This is a genomic window from Bacillus sp. AFS023182 (genome assembly GCF_002560575.1).
Lineage (GTDB): Bacteria > Bacillota > Bacilli > Bacillales > Bacillaceae_G > Bacillus_A > Bacillus_A arachidis.
Genome location: NZ_NTRO01000034.1, coordinates 1 through 17,207 on the forward strand (window position 1 = coordinate 1; position 17,207 = coordinate 17,207).

Annotated in this window: 17 protein-coding genes; 14 read left to right on the forward strand and 3 right to left on the reverse strand. The window is 37.7% G+C overall.

Annotated elements, in window-relative coordinates; translation table 11 throughout:
- The 3 genes from CN288_RS17145 to CN288_RS17155 all read left to right on the forward strand — a co-directional run.
- Positions 1-528 (forward strand): spore coat protein (locus tag CN288_RS17145; protein ID WP_255259992.1); only part of this gene is annotated, 528 nt, incomplete at its 5' end.
- A 142-nt stretch (positions 529-670) separates the two neighbouring features.
- The gene (locus CN288_RS17150; RefSeq protein ID WP_090687644.1) at positions 671-1,351 is read left to right on the forward strand and encodes a YhcN/YlaJ family sporulation lipoprotein; all 681 of its coding nucleotides are present in this window, start codon (positions 671-673) and stop codon (positions 1,349-1,351) included.
- Positions 1,352-1,673: 322 nt separating this feature from the next.
- A complete protein-coding gene (locus tag CN288_RS17155) occupies positions 1,674-2,204 on the forward strand; it encodes a BofC C-terminal domain-containing protein (protein ID WP_090687641.1) in 531 nt (176 codons plus the stop codon).
- A 13-nt stretch (positions 2,205-2,217) separates the two neighbouring features.
- On the opposite strand, the gene CN288_RS17160 is transcribed toward CN288_RS17155, so the two are convergent.
- A complete protein-coding gene (locus CN288_RS17160) occupies positions 2,218-3,162 on the reverse strand; it encodes an iron-hydroxamate ABC transporter substrate-binding protein (protein WP_098302699.1) in 945 nt (314 codons plus the stop codon).
- Positions 3,163-3,352: 190 nt separating this feature from the next.
- On the opposite strand from CN288_RS17160, the gene ruvA reads away from it, so the two are divergent.
- The 6 genes from ruvA to yajC are packed head-to-tail and all read left to right on the forward strand — an operon-like array spanning position 3,353 to position 7,687.
- Positions 3,353-3,970 carry a Holliday junction DNA helicase RuvA gene (gene ruvA / locus CN288_RS17165; RefSeq protein ID WP_026593492.1) on the forward strand — a complete coding sequence of 206 codons (618 nt, stop codon included), beginning with the start codon at positions 3,353-3,355 and terminating at the stop codon, positions 3,968-3,970.
- Positions 3,971-3,975: 5 nt separating this feature from the next.
- Positions 3,976-4,977, forward strand: a complete 1,002-nt coding sequence (gene ruvB, locus CN288_RS17170; RefSeq protein WP_098302700.1) for a Holliday junction branch migration DNA helicase RuvB — start codon at positions 3,976-3,978, stop codon at positions 4,975-4,977.
- On the forward strand, positions 4,974-5,174 hold the full coding sequence (locus tag CN288_RS17175; protein WP_026593491.1) for a DUF2905 domain-containing protein: 201 nt from the start codon (positions 4,974-4,976) through the stop codon (positions 5,172-5,174). The genes ruvB and CN288_RS17175 overlap by 4 nt, the downstream gene beginning before the upstream one ends.
- A gap of 18 nt (positions 5,175-5,192) precedes the next feature.
- Positions 5,193-6,245: a tRNA preQ1(34) S-adenosylmethionine ribosyltransferase-isomerase QueA gene (gene queA, locus CN288_RS17180; RefSeq protein ID WP_026593490.1), complete on the forward strand. Its 1,053-nt coding sequence runs from the start codon at positions 5,193-5,195 to the stop codon at positions 6,243-6,245.
- 14 nt (positions 6,246-6,259) lie between these two features.
- Positions 6,260-7,399: a tRNA guanosine(34) transglycosylase Tgt gene (tgt, locus tag CN288_RS17185; protein WP_000125372.1), complete on the forward strand. Its 1,140-nt coding sequence runs from the start codon at positions 6,260-6,262 to the stop codon at positions 7,397-7,399.
- A 27-nt stretch (positions 7,400-7,426) separates the two neighbouring features.
- Positions 7,427-7,687, forward strand: coding sequence for a preprotein translocase subunit YajC (yajC, locus tag CN288_RS17190; RefSeq protein ID WP_098302701.1), 261 nt, complete (start codon positions 7,427-7,429; stop codon positions 7,685-7,687).
- Between the two features lie 32 nt (positions 7,688-7,719).
- Here the strand turns inward: yajC and CN288_RS17195 are convergent, their stop codons facing one another.
- A complete protein-coding gene (locus CN288_RS17195; RefSeq protein WP_026593488.1) occupies positions 7,720-8,103 on the reverse strand; it encodes a TIGR04086 family membrane protein in 384 nt (127 codons plus the stop codon).
- 114 nt (positions 8,104-8,217) lie between these two features.
- On the opposite strand from CN288_RS17195, the gene CN288_RS17200 reads away from it, so the two are divergent.
- Positions 8,218-8,874, forward strand: coding sequence for a DUF421 domain-containing protein (locus CN288_RS17200; RefSeq protein WP_026593487.1), 657 nt, complete (start codon positions 8,218-8,220; stop codon positions 8,872-8,874).
- Between the two features lie 42 nt (positions 8,875-8,916).
- Here the strand turns inward: CN288_RS17200 and spoVB are convergent, their stop codons facing one another.
- The gene (spoVB, locus tag CN288_RS17205; RefSeq protein ID WP_098302702.1) at positions 8,917-10,476 is read right to left on the reverse strand and encodes a stage V sporulation protein B; all 1,560 of its coding nucleotides are present in this window, start codon (positions 10,474-10,476) and stop codon (positions 8,917-8,919) included.
- Positions 10,477-10,694: 218 nt separating this feature from the next.
- Between spoVB and CN288_RS17210 the strand changes: the two genes are divergently transcribed.
- The 4 genes from CN288_RS17210 (at position 10,695) to recJ (ending at position 17,164) form a co-directional block, all read left to right on the forward strand.
- Positions 10,695-10,979 carry a post-transcriptional regulator gene (locus tag CN288_RS17210; protein WP_026593485.1) on the forward strand — a complete coding sequence of 95 codons (285 nt, stop codon included), beginning with the start codon at positions 10,695-10,697 and terminating at the stop codon, positions 10,977-10,979.
- Between the two features lie 355 nt (positions 10,980-11,334).
- Positions 11,335-13,599, forward strand: a complete 2,265-nt coding sequence (secDF, locus tag CN288_RS17215; protein WP_026593484.1) for a protein translocase subunit SecDF — start codon at positions 11,335-11,337, stop codon at positions 13,597-13,599.
- A 208-nt stretch (positions 13,600-13,807) separates the two neighbouring features.
- Positions 13,808-14,701: a cation diffusion facilitator family transporter gene (locus CN288_RS17220; RefSeq protein WP_026593483.1), complete on the forward strand. Its 894-nt coding sequence runs from the start codon at positions 13,808-13,810 to the stop codon at positions 14,699-14,701.
- A 123-nt stretch (positions 14,702-14,824) separates the two neighbouring features.
- Positions 14,825-17,164: a single-stranded-DNA-specific exonuclease RecJ gene (gene recJ, locus CN288_RS17225; RefSeq protein ID WP_098302703.1), complete on the forward strand. Its 2,340-nt coding sequence runs from the start codon at positions 14,825-14,827 to the stop codon at positions 17,162-17,164.
- Positions 17,165-17,207: the final 43 nt, after the last annotated feature.

Sequence of the window (17,207 nt, forward strand, 5' to 3'; positions counted from 1 at the left end):
ATAATGCCGATGATGGAAAATAATCAAATGCCGAATATAATGCCGATGATGGAAGATAATCAAATGCCGCACCAAATGCCAATAATGGAAAATAATCAACCACCGCAAATGCCGATGCCATATCAACCGCAAATGATGCCACCACAAATGCCAATGTCATATCAGGCACAAATGATGCCACCACAAATGCCGATGCCATATCAACCGCAAATGATGCCACAACAGTATCCGTATTATCAAATGCCATATACACAAGGTATGCCAATCATGCCGCACCAAATGCCAATGCAACATACTTCAATGCCATATCAACCGCCAATAGATAATAGCAATCCACAAATGATGCCGGCAGAAGAAGATTGTGGATGTGGTGGAGAAAGAAATCTATACAGTCCACAGCCAGGTGTGCCGAATTCTCCATATTATCCAACAGCTCAAACTGCATATGCACCGCAACCAGGTGTGATGAATTATCAACAAGATCCGCCAGAGATTTTTGGAGAACCGCTTATAGAAGAAGGGGAATAGAAGGAGCTGTACTAACGATGAAAAGGTAGTGTTAGAAAATTCCTAGTGAAATATTAACAAGTGTAAAACCCTCCTTTATTACTCACTATAAAAAGGAGCTTTTCGAGAGAGAAGTTCAGGCCTAACAAGGGGGGTTTTTATATTGAGTAAAAAGATTAAAATTATTGCTGCTTCTTTGTTAGTTACCAGTGCATTAGCTGCATGTGGTACACCTAAGAATAAAAGTGCAATGGATGGACGTAATGCGAACTACAATTATGAGCGTACATCCTATTATGATACACAACCATATAGAGATAATGTAACGCGTACTGACCGCTATACAGATTATGTAACATATAGAAATGGGAATAGAGTTACAGATAATGTAAATGATCGTCGCAATGACGTTGGATATAACTATTACCGTGATGTAAATTACCATGGTCAAATTGCAAATCCTTATCCAACGCGTAACATTACAATGAACAATTCATACGTGAACAACGATGGTAAGACAGCAGAAAAAATTACAAATCGTGTTAAGGGTATGAATAATGTAGATCGAGTTTCTACTGTTGTACGAGGAAATGATGTAGTAATTGCGGTAAAACCACGTAACGCAGTAACAAACGAAACAGCAATGGCAAATGAAATTCGTCAAGCTGTTGCCGATGAAGTGAAAAATCGTAATGTGTATGTAACTGTTAAAAATGACATGTTTGATCGTGTCGATACAGTGAGTACACGTCTGCGCAATGGAACAGTAACAAATGATTTAAATCGTGATATAACAGACTTGTTCCGAGATGTTCGTGCTGATCTAACTGGTACAGTACGATAACAAAAAAAGCTTGCTTTCCTGGTATATTAATGTTATATTAGAAAAGCGATGAGCTAATTTACGTAAGACGAGAGATATGCTTAAGTGCTAAACACGCGGATGTGGCCGCCTGGTCTCTCGCCGTAAACGCATCAAGACGCCTGCTATGTGCAGGCGTCTTTCTTATTATATAACAGTAAATGACTCATGCGGGTAGGAATTACGCCTTACCTGCATTTTTTATTTTCATGAAAAATAACCGCCACTGTTATTATGGATAAAACTTCTATTTTCGGAAAAACTACAAATAGAATTTTTATTTTTCTAGAAGAGGTGAGCGGAAATGAAATTCATGATGGTTATAGTTCAGGTCATAATTGCTATGCTTTGTTTATATCATGAATCAAGTGTGATTGCTGCGTCTCCTGCATTAGAGATTACGCAAAAAGAACCTCAAGTTACGGTTTTATTAGAGCGAATGTATTTAGATGGAGAAGTAAGTGAGGAAATCTTTACTGAAAAAGTAGCGAACTTAGAACAATTTCTGCAGCAGTACAAAGAATGGCAACTTGTCGATCGTGATGATACACAAATTGTATTGCAAAAAAAGGTAGATGATATTTCACCACTACTGAAAACGAGTGGGTATTTTGGTGTTTCCAACGAAGGGATACTGCAAATTTTTAATGGTGTGCCCAAAAATGATAATGCGATTCATTCATTTTTTCAAATTGATATGAAAAAGCTAGAAAGTTATGATCGAGCAGAGTTGAAACGTGGTATTCGTATTAAGTCGAAAGAGCGTTTTGTGAAGACGATCGAGAAAATGAAGCAGTATGCAGTGCAAAATAAGAAAAACAGCAGCTCGGGATGAACTGCTGTTTTTCTTATTTGTTTTTATCTAAAATTTGTTTTGCAATTTCATCAATTAGCATATCTTTTCCGATTGGATTGAATGATTTTGTGTTAAAGACTTCATTGCTTACTTCATAAATGTGATTATTTTTTACAGCTTTGTTATCTTTCCAAACAGCGCTGTTTTTGTAGTCTGCATATACTTTATCTGCTTCGTCACCAAAGTTTACAACAAACATTTGATCAGGCTGGAATGCAACAAGACCTTCTAATGATACTTGTGCCATCGTTTGTTTTAAATCTGTACCTTTCGTGGCAGGAAGTTTTAAGTCATTAAAGAGAATGTCCCCGTACCCGAAGCTGCCATATACACGGAAGTTTTGCGGTGTTACAGCAAGAAACATAAAGTTTTCATCTTTTGTCTTCTCTTTAATCTTTTTTGATAAGGAATCAGCTTTTTTATCGTAATCTGCAATCCATTTGTCTGCTTTTTTCTCTTCATCAAATAGCTTGCTTACTTCTTTAAATTTACCACGCCAATTTTCTAAGTTTGTCTCTAGAACAACTGTTGGTGCAACTTTTGTTAATTGGTCATAAAATTTCAATTGACGGTTATTTAAAATAATTAAGTCTGGCTTTAAGGCAGTAACTGCTTCTAAATCGACTTTAGGTGCCCAGTACCAACCTACTGCTTTTACACCTTTTAGCTTTTCTTGCAAATGATCTTGGATTTTATCTTTATACGTGTTGGCAGTACCAACAGGTTTATGACCAAGAAGTAATAGTTCTTCAGAAGATCCAGATAAGTCAACAATTCTTTTTGGATTTGTTGGAATTTTAACTTCTCCTTTTGCATGTTTTACAACTTTTGTTTCCGGTTGTTCTTTTGCCTGTGATTCTTCTTTGTTAGAAGAGCAACCAACAATGGTAAAAACCACAAGAATAAGAGTAAGTAGAATAGATAAATTGCGTTTCATCTTGCATATAACCCCTTTAATTAACATTGATAATCATTATCGACTATGTAATAGTAATTTGCTGTATGTCTTTCTGTCAATATGAAAAAGTAGAAAATTTAAATATAGAACATTTGTTGGGGTAGTCTCGCTTTTCTATCGTTAAATATGTTAAAATGGAATACATGATTTAAGAGGGAGAGATCGTATTTTGTTTGAATATGTTACAGGCTATGTGGAATATGTAGGGCCAGAATATGTCGTTCTTGATCATAATGGAATTGGCTATCAAATTTTTACGCCAAATCCGTATGTATTCCAAAGAAGTAAGCAAGAAATTCGTGTATATACATATCATTATGTGAGAGAAGATATAATGGCGCTTTATGGATTTAAGACACGTGAAGAGCGTTTATTATTTACAAAACTTTTAGGTGTATCAGGAATCGGACCAAAAGGTGCGCTTGCCATTTTAGCTTCGGGTCAAACGGGGCAGGTTGTGCAAGCAATTGAACATGAGGATGAAAAATTCTTAGTGAAATTCCCGGGAGTTGGAAAGAAAACGGCTCGTCAAATGATTTTAGACTTAAAAGGAAAATTAGCAGATGTTGTACCAGATGCATTTGTTGATCTATTCTCAGATGTAGAACGTTTCGATGAGAAGAACGGATCATCCGCTGAGCTAGATGAAGCGCTGGAAGCACTGCGTGCACTTGGTTATGCAGAACGAGAAGTGAATCGCGTTGTGCCAGAGTTATTAAAAGAATCGCTTACTACGGATCAATATATTAAAAAGGCACTTAGTCTTTTACTAAATGGTAAGAGGTGAGTAGAATGGACGAACGTCTCCTCTCAGGAGAATCGGCATATGAAGATGCGGATTTAGAATATTCGTTACGGCCACAGACGCTCCGTCAGTATATTGGCCAAGATAAGGCAAAGCATAATTTAGAAGTGTTTATTGAGGCGGCGAAAATGCGTGAGGAAACGTTAGATCACGTATTACTATACGGACCGCCAGGACTTGGTAAAACGACGCTTGCAAATATTATCACTAATGAAATGGGTGTTAATATTCGAACAACATCAGGTCCAGCAATTGAGCGTCCGGGAGATTTAGCGGCAGTGCTCACGGCGCTTCAACCTGGCGATGTATTATTTATTGATGAAATTCATCGTTTGCATAGGTCAATTGAAGAGGTATTATATCCAGCAATGGAAGATTTCTGTCTTGATATTGTCATCGGTAAAGGTCCGAGCGCACGATCTGTACGCCTTGATTTACCTCCGTTTACGCTAGTTGGTGCAACCACGCGGGCTGGTGCGTTATCAGCGCCGCTTCGTGACCGTTTTGGTGTGTTATCACGATTAGAGTATTATACAGTAGATCAATTGTCAGCGATTGTAGAGCGCACAGCAGAGGTGTTTGAAGTTGAAATCGATTCATTAGCTGCTTTAGAGATCGCAAGGCGTGCACGTGGTACACCGCGTATTGCAAACCGTTTACTAAGACGTGTACGTGACTTCGCGCAAGTTCGAAGTGACGGAACAATTGCGATGGAAATTACCCAAATGGCATTAGAGCTCTTACAAGTCGATAAATTAGGGCTTGATCATATCGATCATAAGCTACTGCTTGGCATTATTGAAAAATTCCGCGGTGGTCCAGTTGGATTAGAAACGGTCTCAGCGACAATTGGGGAAGAGTCTACGACGATTGAAGATGTGTATGAACCATATTTACTGCAAATTGGTTTTTTACAACGAACGCCAAGAGGACGAATTGTAACGCCACTTGCGTATGAACATTTCGGAATGGAGATGCCTGGAGTATGACGGATATGCCAAAGCTGCTTATTACAGCTGGTATTCTTCTCATTGTCGTGGGAGTAGCTTGGAAGTTTATCGGAAGGCTTCCAGGCGATATTTTTGTGAAAAAAGGAAACGTTACCTTTTATTTTCCGATCATTACATGTATTGTGTTAAGTATTGTATTATCTTTTATTATGTATATAATAAATCGATTTAAATAGAAATAGGTGGATATAGTTATGGATATTAATCTGTTTGATTTTCATTTACCGGAAGAACTTATTGCACAAACGCCTCTTGAAGACCGTGAAACATCAAGATTAATGGTGTTAGACCGTGAAACCGGTGATATCGAGCATAAGCATTTTACGGACATTCTTTCTTATTTACATGAGGGCGATTGTTTAGTATTAAATGAAACGAAAGTTATGCCTGCTCGTTTGCATGGTGTGAAAGAAGATACAGGTGCACATATTGAAGTGCTCCTTTTAAAACAAGAAGATGGAGATAAATGGGAAACACTTGTAAAGCCAGCTAAACGTGTAAAAGAAGGAACTGTCATTTCTTTTGGTGAAGGAAAGTTAAAAGCAACTTGCACAGGAACAGCTGATCAAGGTGGCCGTCAGCTAGAGTTTTCGTATGACGGTATCTTTTATGAAATTTTGGATGAACTTGGAGAAATGCCGCTTCCTCCATATATTAAAGAAACACTAGAAGATCGTGACCGTTATCAAACGGTATATGCGAAGGAAATTGGTTCTGCAGCAGCGCCGACAGCTGGACTTCATTTTACAGAAGAGTTATTAGAGAAATTAAAGCAAAAAGGTGTTCATTTAGCATTTATTACGCTTCATGTTGGTCTTGGTACATTTAGACCAGTTTCAGCCGATACAATTGAAGAACACCATATGCATGCGGAGTATTACCATATGTCAGAAGAAACGGCAGATTTGTTAAACCGTGTGAAGGAGAGTGGCGGTCGTATTATTACTGTTGGTACAACGTCAACACGTACGCTAGAAACAATTGCTACAGATCATGATGGTAAGCTTTGTGCAGCATCTGGATGGACGGATATTTTTATGTATCCAGGATATGAATTTAAAGCAATTGATGGTTTAATTACAAACTTCCATTTGCCGAAGTCAACATTAATTATGCTTGTGAGTGCATTTGCAAATAGAGAAGATGTACTTCATGCTTATAATGAAGCAGTAAAAGAAAAATACCGTTTCTTTAGCTTTGGTGATGCGATGTTCGTTGCATCTCATGCTAAAGTGAAAGATAAATAAAAAGGAGTAAATCTATGACAGCAATTCGTTATGAATTTATTAAAACATGTAAACAAACGGGTGCGCGTTTAGGCCGCGTTCATACACCGCATGGCTCATTTGATACACCAACATTTATGCCAGTTGGTACACTTGCGACAGTAAAAACAATGTCACCAGAAGAGTTAAAGGCGATGGATTCTGGTATTATTTTAAGTAATACGTATCATTTATGGCTTCGTCCAGGTCACGAAATTGTTCGTGAGGCAGGCGGATTACATAAATTTATGAACTGGGATCGTGCCATCTTAACAGATTCTGGTGGTTTCCAAGTGTTTAGTTTAAGTGACTTCCGTCGTATTGAAGAAGAGGGCGTTCATTTCCGTAATCACTTAAATGGAGACAAATTATTCTTATCACCAGAAAAAGCGATGGAAATTCAAAATGCATTAGGTTCAGATATTATGATGGCATTTGATGAGTGCCCGCCGTTCCCTGCTACGTTTGAATATATGAAAAAGTCTGTAGAGCGTACAAGCCGCTGGGCGGAGCGCTGTTTAAAAGCTCATGAGCGTCCACAAGATCAAGGTTTATTTGGGATTGTACAGGGCGGAGAGTTTGAAGAACTTCGTCGCCAGAGCGCGAAAGATCTTGTTTCAATGGATTTCCCAGGGTATGCAGTAGGTGGGTTATCAGTTGGAGAACCAAAAGATATTATGAATCGTGTTCTTGAATTTACAACACCGCTTCTACCAGACAATAAACCACGTTATTTAATGGGAGTAGGTTCTCCTGACTCATTAATTGATGGTGCAATCCGTGGTATCGACATGTTTGACTGTGTACTTCCAACTCGTATTGCTCGAAATGGTACATGTATGACAAGTGAGGGGCGTCTCGTTGTGAAAAACGCGAAGTTTGCAAGAGACTTCGGTCCACTTGATCCAAATTGTGATTGTTACACATGTAAAAACTACTCTCGTGCGTACATTCGTCACTTAATGAAATGTGATGAAACTTTCGGAATTCGTTTAACGTCTTATCACAATCTTCATTTTCTGTTAAACTTAATGGAGCAGGTGAGACAAGCCATTCGTGAAGATCGTCTTGGTGATTTCCGTGAAGAGTTCTTTGAACAGTATGGCTTTAATAAACCGAATGCTAAAAACTTCTAATACATATAATTAAAGGAGGAACAAAAAATGAATCCAGGTATGATGAATATTATCATGATCGTTGCGATGTTTGCGATTTTCTATTTCTTATTAATTCGCCCGCAACAAAAGCGTCAAAAGGCAGTAGCTCAAATGCAAAGTGAACTAAAAAAAGGTGATGCTATCGTAACAATCGGTGGCTTACATGGTACAATTGAGTCAGTAGATGACACTAAGATTGTTGTTAAATCTGGTGGTTCACATTTAACATTTGATCGCAATGCAATTCGTGAAGTTGTGAAAAATTAACAAGTAGAAGCCCTGCATTTGCAGGGCTTTTTTTAATTGGTACGTTTCGTCATGTTAACGCCAAATATGCCCCCAAGTGTACTTGCCCCCATTAGTCCAAGTTGATAGAGAAGTTGTGAATTGGATAAAGCGTGAGAAAAACCTAAGTAGTTAACAAGAAAAACAAGAATCGTAAAGGTAAGTCCGGTTGTGAATCCGACGAACCAGCCTTTTCCTTGCGCTTTTTTTCCAGCGATAAATCCGGATATAAGCATAGAAAGAAGAGCGAGTATGAAAAGGGCTATAGCTAATGTACCTTCATTGATATTTGTGAATTTTAATAAAAGAGCAATCACCATACTTGTAATAGAGGCGAGTAGTAATAAAGTGATAATACCAAAGCCGATTGCTATAGATAATTTTTTCGTTCCATCCATTATGCATTCCCCCCTTTTAATACAAGCATATTTCCATTTTAGATAAGTTAGACTAGTTTCTTTTTTGCTGGTTAAACTACGTCATAGAAGAAAAGTACAGAAAGGGGATTAAAGATGGAGCTATGGGGAATTGCTTTTCGAACAGTTCTATTGTATTTCGTTATGGTACTTATTTTTCGTGTTATGGGAAAACGTGAAATTGGTGAACTGAGTATTTTGGATTTGGTTGTTTTCATTATGTTAGGTGAACTTGCTGTATTAGGAATTATAGATGTTGATCGTCCTGTATGGGATCAAATTATTCCTATGGTAGTAATTGTGATTATTCAAATGGTGTTAGCGTACGCTTCTCTGAAAAGTGGAAAGATCCGTCATTTAATAGATGGCGAACCAGCTATTATTGTTCGGAGAGGTAAAATTGATGAAAAACAAATGAGAAAGCAACGTTATAATATAGATGATTTATTAATGCAATTAAGAGAAGAAGGTATTGGTGATATTCGTGACGTCGAATATGCTATTTTGGAAGCTTCAGGGAAATTATCTGTATTTCATAAACAAAAGAGTAAAAATAATAAGAATGATACACCTATTTTTTCATTTCCACTGATTATTGATGGGGAGATACAACAATCACATTTGCATATGATTGAACAGTCAGAAGGGTGGCTTGTGGGGAAATTAAAAAAGATAGGATACAAAGATATAACAGGAATTTCGTATTGTAGCTTTCAAAATGGGGAATTTTTTGTGGATTTAAAAGATAAATAAGAAGCTTGCCGTTTTAAAATGGCAAGCTTTTAATCTGCATGGTTATTTCAAAAATAATAGTTTTCGGAGTAATGGAAGACGCTGTAGCTCATCTTTACGAATGAGTTTGAAAATGAGAAGAAACAGTGTATAAAGTATAGTGGTTAACGTAATCTCCCATAATGTTTGTATAGCAAGTGAATGTGAAAAAATAATATATTTATGAAGATAGAATCCAAAAGCTCCTGCAATGATTATCGTGATGCCTCCATATATATAATCCTTTATGTAAATAGTGAAGGTGATTTTTTTCAGGACTGTTGCGTAGTGAAGGAATGTCACGGTCACAATGTTAGCAGCAATCGCAAGTGCTACCCCCATCATTTGAAATTCAGGACGTGAAGCGAGTAAGAAAATAACGAGTAATTTTACAATAGCTCCGATAAATGTATTCATCATCGCGGCACGTGCTAAATTTAAAGCTTGTAAAACAGATGTAAGGGGACTTTGAAAGTAGTGAAATAAAAAACAAGGCGCAAGTAATTGAATGAATGCAGTTGCGCTATCTGAACCGTACATGAGAGTTAAAACAGGTGAAGCAAATACATAAAGAATAACGACTGACCAGCCTCCTGTAATGAGAGAAATACGAAGTGCCTGTTGCAGACGATGTTCTACTAATCGATATTGTTTTTTTGCCATTGCTTCACTAATAGAGGGTACGAGTGCCGTAGAAAGAGCGTATGTAATAAAAGCAGGCAGTGATAAAAGTGGAAACGCATAGCCATTTAATATACCGTATTGCTGCGTGGCGACTGAAGCTGCTACACCAGCAATGGCTAGGCTTTGCATAACGACAATTGGTTCGAAAAAATAAGAGACCGATCCAATTAAGCGACTCCCTGTAGTTGGAAGTGCAATTTCCATAAGCGAATGAAATGTATTTTTACTTTGCTTGACTGTACTAACAAAACCAGAACGTATTGAAAGGTGCTTTTCACGCTGGAATAAAGTGAGTAAAAATAATAAAGAGGCTACCTCACCAAGAACAGCTGATAACATTGCGCCTGCCGCAGCGTATTCAACACCATAAGGTAAAAACAATCGAATACATACGGCGATAATAGTAATCCGGACTACTTGTTCTAACACTTGTGCATATGCACTAGGTTTCATATTTTGTTTTCCTTGGAAATAACCGCGCAAAACAGATGAAACTGCAATGACAGGAACGACAGGTAAAATGGCCATCAGCGGATAGTAGGTTCTTTTATCCGTTAATAAAGTTTCAGCTAAAATAGGAGTTAGAAGCATGATTGCGATTGTTAAGATAATACTAATAACGGATGTAACGGCTAAAGATACTGTTAATATATTCTTTACTTTTTGTTTATCGTTTACTGCTTCCGCCTCTGCAACGAATTTTGCAATAGCAACAGGAAGTCCGATTTGTGTTAATGTAATTGCTAAAATAAAAGTGGGGACAGCCATCATATAAAGACCGACGCCTTCTTCTCCTAAAATACGTGCCATTACAATTCGGTTTATGAACCCGAGAATTTTTGTAATAAAACCAGCTAGCATTAAAATAAATGCACCTCGTAAAAAGCTTTGTCTCGTCATGGTTTTCTCCTACCTTCTCAAAATCAATGGAATGATTTACAATAATTTATATGCACGTGTGAGACAAGAATGACAAGCATTTAAGAGGAATCGCTTATGGAGTAAAACTTTTATGGGAAAGAGCAGGGCGATGAAACTCTTAAAGGCAGTTATTGCTGTCCATTAGAGCGGGATGAAAAACGACTTTTCGTGCTGAACTAAAAAGGAGATGTGATAGTATGATTGAAAAGGAAGATTTGGTAGAAGCTTACCGCGGACAGTTGCAAGTCGTTTTAGAAAGCAAATTAGAAGAATTTCAAATGATTGGCTATGACAGGGTGACGACTGAGGATATTTGGAAATGTTTAAAAAGTAAAAAGTGGAAAAAGCTAGATAGTGAAGTTAGATTGTATGAACTTGTGAATGATGTGCTAACATTAACAGCAAATGAGTATATGACATATTTAACGGTAGAAGCGTATCAAGCGCCACTTTGGTCATTTGAAGAATATGAAAATAAATAACCGGCTGTAATTGGTTTGTTCTTCCTTTTGCAGTATAATGATAGGTATTGATAAAGAGGAATGTATATGTCAGAGATTTTAAGTAAAGGAGGTAGGAAGCAGAAGTTATAATAATTTGTATCAGATATAGGTTGCGGCCCAGCGTCTAAGACGTAGAATTTGGGTTTTCCCTATATGGCTAGTAGCGTACTAGTAAAAAGTTAAAAACTCACAGAAAGGAAGCCTACTAACTAGACAAACGAATAAGCATAATGGAATGCCTGTGGATAAACAGAAATGATTAATACAGGAATTTGTCTAGCGTAAATGAATGATATGATTTATTTATGGGTTTAGTAGCAGAAAGAAGGTACATATGGCAAAGCGCAGTACGAGAATCGTCGCCTTTTTTCTCATCGTTTTATTAATCGGTGGAATTATTGGTGCGACGGGAAAAAACATAACAAAAGGAATTAGTCTTGGACTGGACCTTCGTGGTGGTTTTGAAATTTTATACGAAGTAAAGCCAGCGAAAAAGGGTGATAAAATTGATCGAGACGCACTTGTAAGTACAGTAGGTGCTCTTGAGAATCGTGTGAATGTTCTTGGTGTAAGTGAACCAAACATTCAAATTGAAGGGGAAGATCGAATTCGTGTACAGCTTGCTGGCGTACAAGATCAGCAGAAAGCACGTGAAATTTTATCTACGCAAGCGAAATTAACATTCCGTGATGTGAATGACAACCTTCTCATGGACGGAACGGATTTAAAAGGCGGGGGAGCGAAGCAAACATTTGATGAACAAGGCCGGCCAAGTGTTGGGCTTACATTGAAGAGTGCTGATAAATTCCGCGAAGTAACTGAAAAAATATCAAAAATGCCACCGCCAACGAACTTAATGGTGATTTGGCTTGATTTTGAAGAAGGTAAAGATTCTTATAAAGCAGAAGCAGCAAAACCAAATCCGAAATATTTATCAGCAGCAACAGTAAGCCAAGTGTTTAATCAAGCTGAAGTTTCTATCGTAGGTGGAAACTTTACGGTTGAAAGTGCAAAACAGCTTTCAGATTTATTAAATGCGGGTGCACTTCCTGTTGATCTAAAAGAAATGTATTCAACATCTGTCGGAGCAAAATTTGGTGAGCAAGCATTACAGCAAACGATTTTCGCTAGTGTGATCGGGATTGCTATTATTTTCTTGTTCATGCTTGTTTTCTACCGTTTACCAGGTTTAGTAGCGGTCATTATGTTAGGATTATATATTTTCATTACATTGCTTGTCTTTAACTGGATGCATGCAGTCCTGACTCTGCCAGGTATAGCGGCGCTAGTGCTCGGGGTTGGTATAGCGGTTGACGCGAATATTATTACGTATGAGCGACTGAAGGAAGAATTGCGAATTGGTAAATCGATGATGTCAGCATATCGTGCTGGTAACCATCGTTCGTTAGCGACAATTTTAGATGCCAACGTTACGACAATTGCAGCAGCTGGTGTATTATTCGTTTACGGTAATAGTTCTGTAAAAGGATTTGCGACAAGTTTAATTGTGAGTATTTTAGTTGGTTTCATTACGAACGTATTCGGTACTCGTTTCCTACTAGGATTATTGGTGAAAAGCCGTTATTTCGATAAGAAAATATCTTATTTTGGTGTGAAACAGAAAGAAATTATTCCATTGTCAAAAGGAGTAGAACATGCACCAACGAGATTTGATCGTATTAACTTTGTAAATATCGGTCATAAATTCTTCTTGTTCTCAATTGTAGTTGTTATTGCAGGTGCAATTATACTACCAATTTTCAAAATGAACCTTGGAATTGACTTTGCGAGTGGTACACGTATGGACTTGCAGTCAAAACAAGCGATTAGTGTAGATCAAGTTCAAAAAGATTTACATGAGTTAAAAATTGATGTGAAAAAAGAGGACATTGTACCAACAGGGGATGACAATAAAGGATTTGCTGTTCGTACAATTGGTGTTTTATCGAAAGATGAAATTGCAAAGGCAAAAACATTCTTCCACGATAAATACGGTACAGAACCAAATGTAAGTACAGTTTCTCCAACAATCGGGAAAGAGATTGCACGAAATGCATTTATCGCAGTTATGATTGCTTCGGCGGTTATCATCTTATACGTGAGTATTCGTTTCCGCTTCACATACGCATTATCTGCGGTAATCGCATTGTTGCATGATGCGTTTGTTATGATTGTGATGTTCAGTATCTTACAATTGGAAGTAGATTTAACGTTTATCGCAGCGGTATTAACAATCATTGGTTATTCAATCAATGACTCGATTGTTACATTTGATAGAAACCGTGAGCTATATAAACAGAAAAAACGAATTCGTGATAGAAAAGACTTAGAAGAAATTGTGAACTCCAGTATTCGTCAAACAATTGGTCGTTCTATTAATACAGTTCTAACAGTGTTGTTCCCAGTTATTGCATTGCTTATTTTCGGTAGTGAATCACTGCGAAACTTCTCACTTGCATTAATGATTGGACTAGTTGTAGGTACGTATTCTTCTATCTTTGTTGCTTCGCAAATTTGGCTAATGCTTGAAAATCGCCGATTAAAAAAGGGTAAAGGTAAGAAGAAAGTAGAAACAGGAGTATCTGAACCACAAGTGTAAAAACTAAAATCAACATAGAAAAGACGATGCCTCTTCACTTTGGGGGCATCTCTTTTTCGTTTGCGGATACAATAAAGTGACACTTCCTTAGCGTTTTTTGCTAAAGGGTAGCAGAGTCGATCGTGGAGAAATTGGAAGGAAGTGATATCTCTGCTATTATTTTTTGTTACAATAAAAAGGTATTTTGAGAAAAGAAAGGATTTCGATTATGGAAAAAGATGAACGTTTTAAACAGGCGGAGTTTGGTGCCATTGTTGGAATCGTTGGTAATATTGTATTAGCGATTGTTAAAGCAGTAATCGGATATATTGGGAACAGTAAGGCACTTTTAGCGGATGCGGTTCATTCAGCATCGGATGTAGTTGGTTCGTTAGCTGTATTTTTCGGCTTGCGTGCAGCCAAACAACCGCCTGATGAAGATCATCCTTATGGCCACGGAAAAGCGGAATCGATTTCAGCTATCATTGTTGCAGTTTTATTATTTATTGTCGGAATCGAAATTGCCGTTTCTTCTATAAAGGCTTTTACACAAGAACTTGAACCGCCAAAAGGAATTACGATTTTTGCGGTTATTCTTTCCATTGTGGTGAAAGAAGGGATGTTTCGGTATAAGTATCGATTAGGGAAACGGGTAAACAGTGATGCAATTATCGCAAATGCATATGAGCACCGTTCAGATGTATTTTCTTCAATTGCAGCCTTAATCGGGATTGGTGCAGCGATTATCGGAAATAAATTAGGTTTAGATTGGCTCGTTTACGCCGATCCTGTTGCAGGATTATTTGTTTCACTTCTTGTTGTGAAGATGGCCTGGGATATTGGCAAAGATGCAATCCATACAACGTTAGATCATGTTCTTCATGAAGAAGATGTTATTCCACTAAGGGAGTCAGTTCTTCAAGTAGAAGGTGTTAAAAAAATTGGTTCGTTATACGCAAGAGAGCACGGTCATTATGTGATTGTGGATATTAAAGTGTCTGTAGATCCATATATCACAGTGGAAGAGGGACATCGCATCGGAAAACATGTAAAAGAGGTATTAATGAAACAAGATAATGTACAAAATGTTTTTGTACATATAAATCCGTATTCACCGGATTAAATTTATTTTGCTTCCATAAGGGAGTAGATATTTATTTGATTATAGAGATATTCAATCGTAGTTTGCGTGATATTGTCACCCCTTAATCTGTCTTGTATAATAGACAGGTTAAGGGGTGATTTCGTGTTACAACCGAAGACGCGTTGGAAAGAAAAGTCATTTAATGAAGAGCAGATAAGTGAGTTGGCAAGTAAATTGCAATTATCACCGCTTGTTACTTCGTTATTCCTCGGTAGAGGCTTAGATACAGAAGATAAGATTGTGGATTTTTTAAATACAGCAGGGCAAGAATTTCACGATCCGTTTTTACTTGAAGGAATGGATCGTACGGTAGAACGTGTAAAGCAAGCCATTCAAAATGGAGAACAAATTTTAATTTTTGGTGACTACGATGCCGATGGTGTAAGTAGTACGACAGTATTATACCTTGCACTTCAAGAACTAGGTGCGGATGTTGAGTTCTATATCCCGAACCGATTTACGGAAGGGTATGGACCGAATGAAGAGGCATTTCGCTGGGCACACAGTGCGGGATTTTCTCTTATCATTACTGTTGATACAGGTATCGCAGCAGTTCATGAAGCTAAGATAGCAAAAGAGCTTGGTATGGATCTTATTATTACAGATCATCATGAGCCACCACCAGAACTTCCAGAAGCGCTTGCGATTATTCATCCGAAGCTAGAGGGCGGCGTCTATCCGTTTCATTATTTAGCGGGCGTTGGTGTTGCGTTTAAAGTAGCGCATGCATTACTTGGACGTGTACCGGAGCATTTGTTAGAAATTGCAGTGATTGGTACGGTAGCCGATTTAGTGTCACTTCATGGTGAAAATAGATTACTTGTGCAGCGTGGACTAAAACAAATGAGAATGACCAAAAATATTGGTTTGAAAGCATTGTTTAAAGTAGCAAATGTTTCACAAAGCGAGATCACGGAAGAAAGCATCGGCTTCTCAATTGCACCGCGTATTAATGCAATTGGTCGTTTAGAAGATGCGGCACCGGCTGTTCATCTTCTTTTATCAGAGGATCCAGAAGAAGCAAAAGAGCTTGCTGAAGAAATCGATGAAATGAATAAGCTTCGAAAAGATATTGTAAAACAAATTACAGAAGAGGCGATTGCAGAGGTAGAAAACAACTATCCTCCAGCGGACAATAAAGTATTAGTCATTGCGAAAGAAGGATGGAATCCAGGTGTGATAGGGATTGTTGCTTCTAAATTAGTAGAGCGTTTCTATCGTCCAACAATCGTGTTATGTATTGATCCTGAGAAGCAAACAGCAAAAGGATCTGCTCGTAGTATTGCAGGATTTGATTTGTTTGCGAACTTATCAGATTGTAGAGAATTATTACCTCACTTTGGTGGGCATCCAATGGCGGCAGGAATGACGCTTCATATGAATGATGTGGATGAACTGCGCCGTCGTTTAAATGAACAAGCAGATGCAATCTTAAAGCCTGAAGATTTTATTCCGATTACAACAGTTGATGCGATTTGCAAAGTAGAGGATGTAACGCTTTCGGCAATTGAAGAAATGCAAAAACTAGCGCCATTTGGTGTTGGAAATCCGAAGCCGCGTATTGCAGTTAGAGATGCGGAATTAGAAAGTATTCGTGCAATTGGATCTGATGGGTCTCATTTAAAAATGGCACTTCGCGGAAGACAGGCGACGTTAGATACGATTGGATTTGGATTTGGAGCTTATGCGAAAGAAATTTCTCCAATCGCTCACGTTTCTATTGTTGGTGAGGCATCAATTAATGAATGGAATAATTTCAAAAAACCACAACTCATGATTCAAGATATTGCGGTAGATGCATGGCAGTTGTTTGATTGGCGCAGCATGCGTAATGTGGAATCGAACTTATCAGAGATTCCGAAAGAACAAGTAACAATGGTATATTTTTCTGAAGAGGTATTAAATAAATTTTCTTTAGAAGAATATAAAGAACAACTTATGCATGCTTCAGAAGTCACTGAGCTAGATGGTCGCTATGTTATTTTGATGGATTTACCAAAGTCAACAGACGAATTACGCGGTTTGTTTAAGGCGGGATTTCCAGCGCGAATTTATACACTGTTTTATCAGGAGAATAATCATTTATTTAGTACAGTTCCAACAAGGGAACACTTTAAATGGTACTATTCCTTTTTACACCAAAAGGCACCATTTTCTTTAAGACAATATGGGGAACAGTTATGTCGTCATAAAGGTTGGTCAAAAGATACAGTAAATTTCATGACACAGGTGTTTTTTGAGTTAGAATTTGTTACAATAAAAGACGGTGTCATTTTTATGGCAGAAGGAATGAAAAAGCGTGATTTAATTGAATCGAACACATATCGTGAGAAAATGAACCACCTTCAATTAGAGAAAGAGTTGGTTTATAGCACATATCAGCAACTATATACATGGTTTGACACGATTCGTAATCATAAAGAAGTAGCACAGTTAGGGTAAGGGCCTTGTATTTACAGACCTTTTATATCTGAGGAGGATTCAG

Coding starts and splice junctions, on each gene's coding strand:
- CN288_RS17210 (WP_026593485.1), top strand. CDS start 10,695: ATGATTGAAAAGGAAGATTTGGTAGAAGCTTACCGCGGACAGTTGCAA.
- CN288_RS17155 (WP_090687641.1), top strand. CDS start 1,674: ATGAAATTCATGATGGTTATAGTTCAGGTCATAATTGCTATGCTTTGT.
- yajC (WP_098302701.1), top strand. CDS start 7,427: ATGAATCCAGGTATGATGAATATTATCATGATCGTTGCGATGTTTGCG.
- CN288_RS17195 (WP_026593488.1), bottom strand. CDS start 8,103: ATGGATGGAACGAAAAAATTATCTATAGCAATCGGCTTTGGTATTATC.
- CN288_RS17160 (WP_098302699.1), bottom strand. CDS start 3,162: ATGAAACGCAATTTATCTATTCTACTTACTCTTATTCTTGTGGTTTTT.
- CN288_RS17175 (WP_026593491.1), top strand. CDS start 4,974: ATGACGGATATGCCAAAGCTGCTTATTACAGCTGGTATTCTTCTCATT.
- CN288_RS17200 (WP_026593487.1), top strand. CDS start 8,218: ATGGAGCTATGGGGAATTGCTTTTCGAACAGTTCTATTGTATTTCGTT.
- queA (WP_026593490.1), top strand. CDS start 5,193: ATGGATATTAATCTGTTTGATTTTCATTTACCGGAAGAACTTATTGCA.
- spoVB (WP_098302702.1), bottom strand. CDS start 10,476: ATGACGAGACAAAGCTTTTTACGAGGTGCATTTATTTTAATGCTAGCT.
- ruvB (WP_098302700.1), top strand. CDS start 3,976: ATGGACGAACGTCTCCTCTCAGGAGAATCGGCATATGAAGATGCGGAT.
- tgt (WP_000125372.1), top strand. CDS start 6,260: ATGACAGCAATTCGTTATGAATTTATTAAAACATGTAAACAAACGGGT.
- CN288_RS17220 (WP_026593483.1), top strand. CDS start 13,808: ATGGAAAAAGATGAACGTTTTAAACAGGCGGAGTTTGGTGCCATTGTT.
- secDF (WP_026593484.1), top strand. CDS start 11,335: ATGGCAAAGCGCAGTACGAGAATCGTCGCCTTTTTTCTCATCGTTTTA.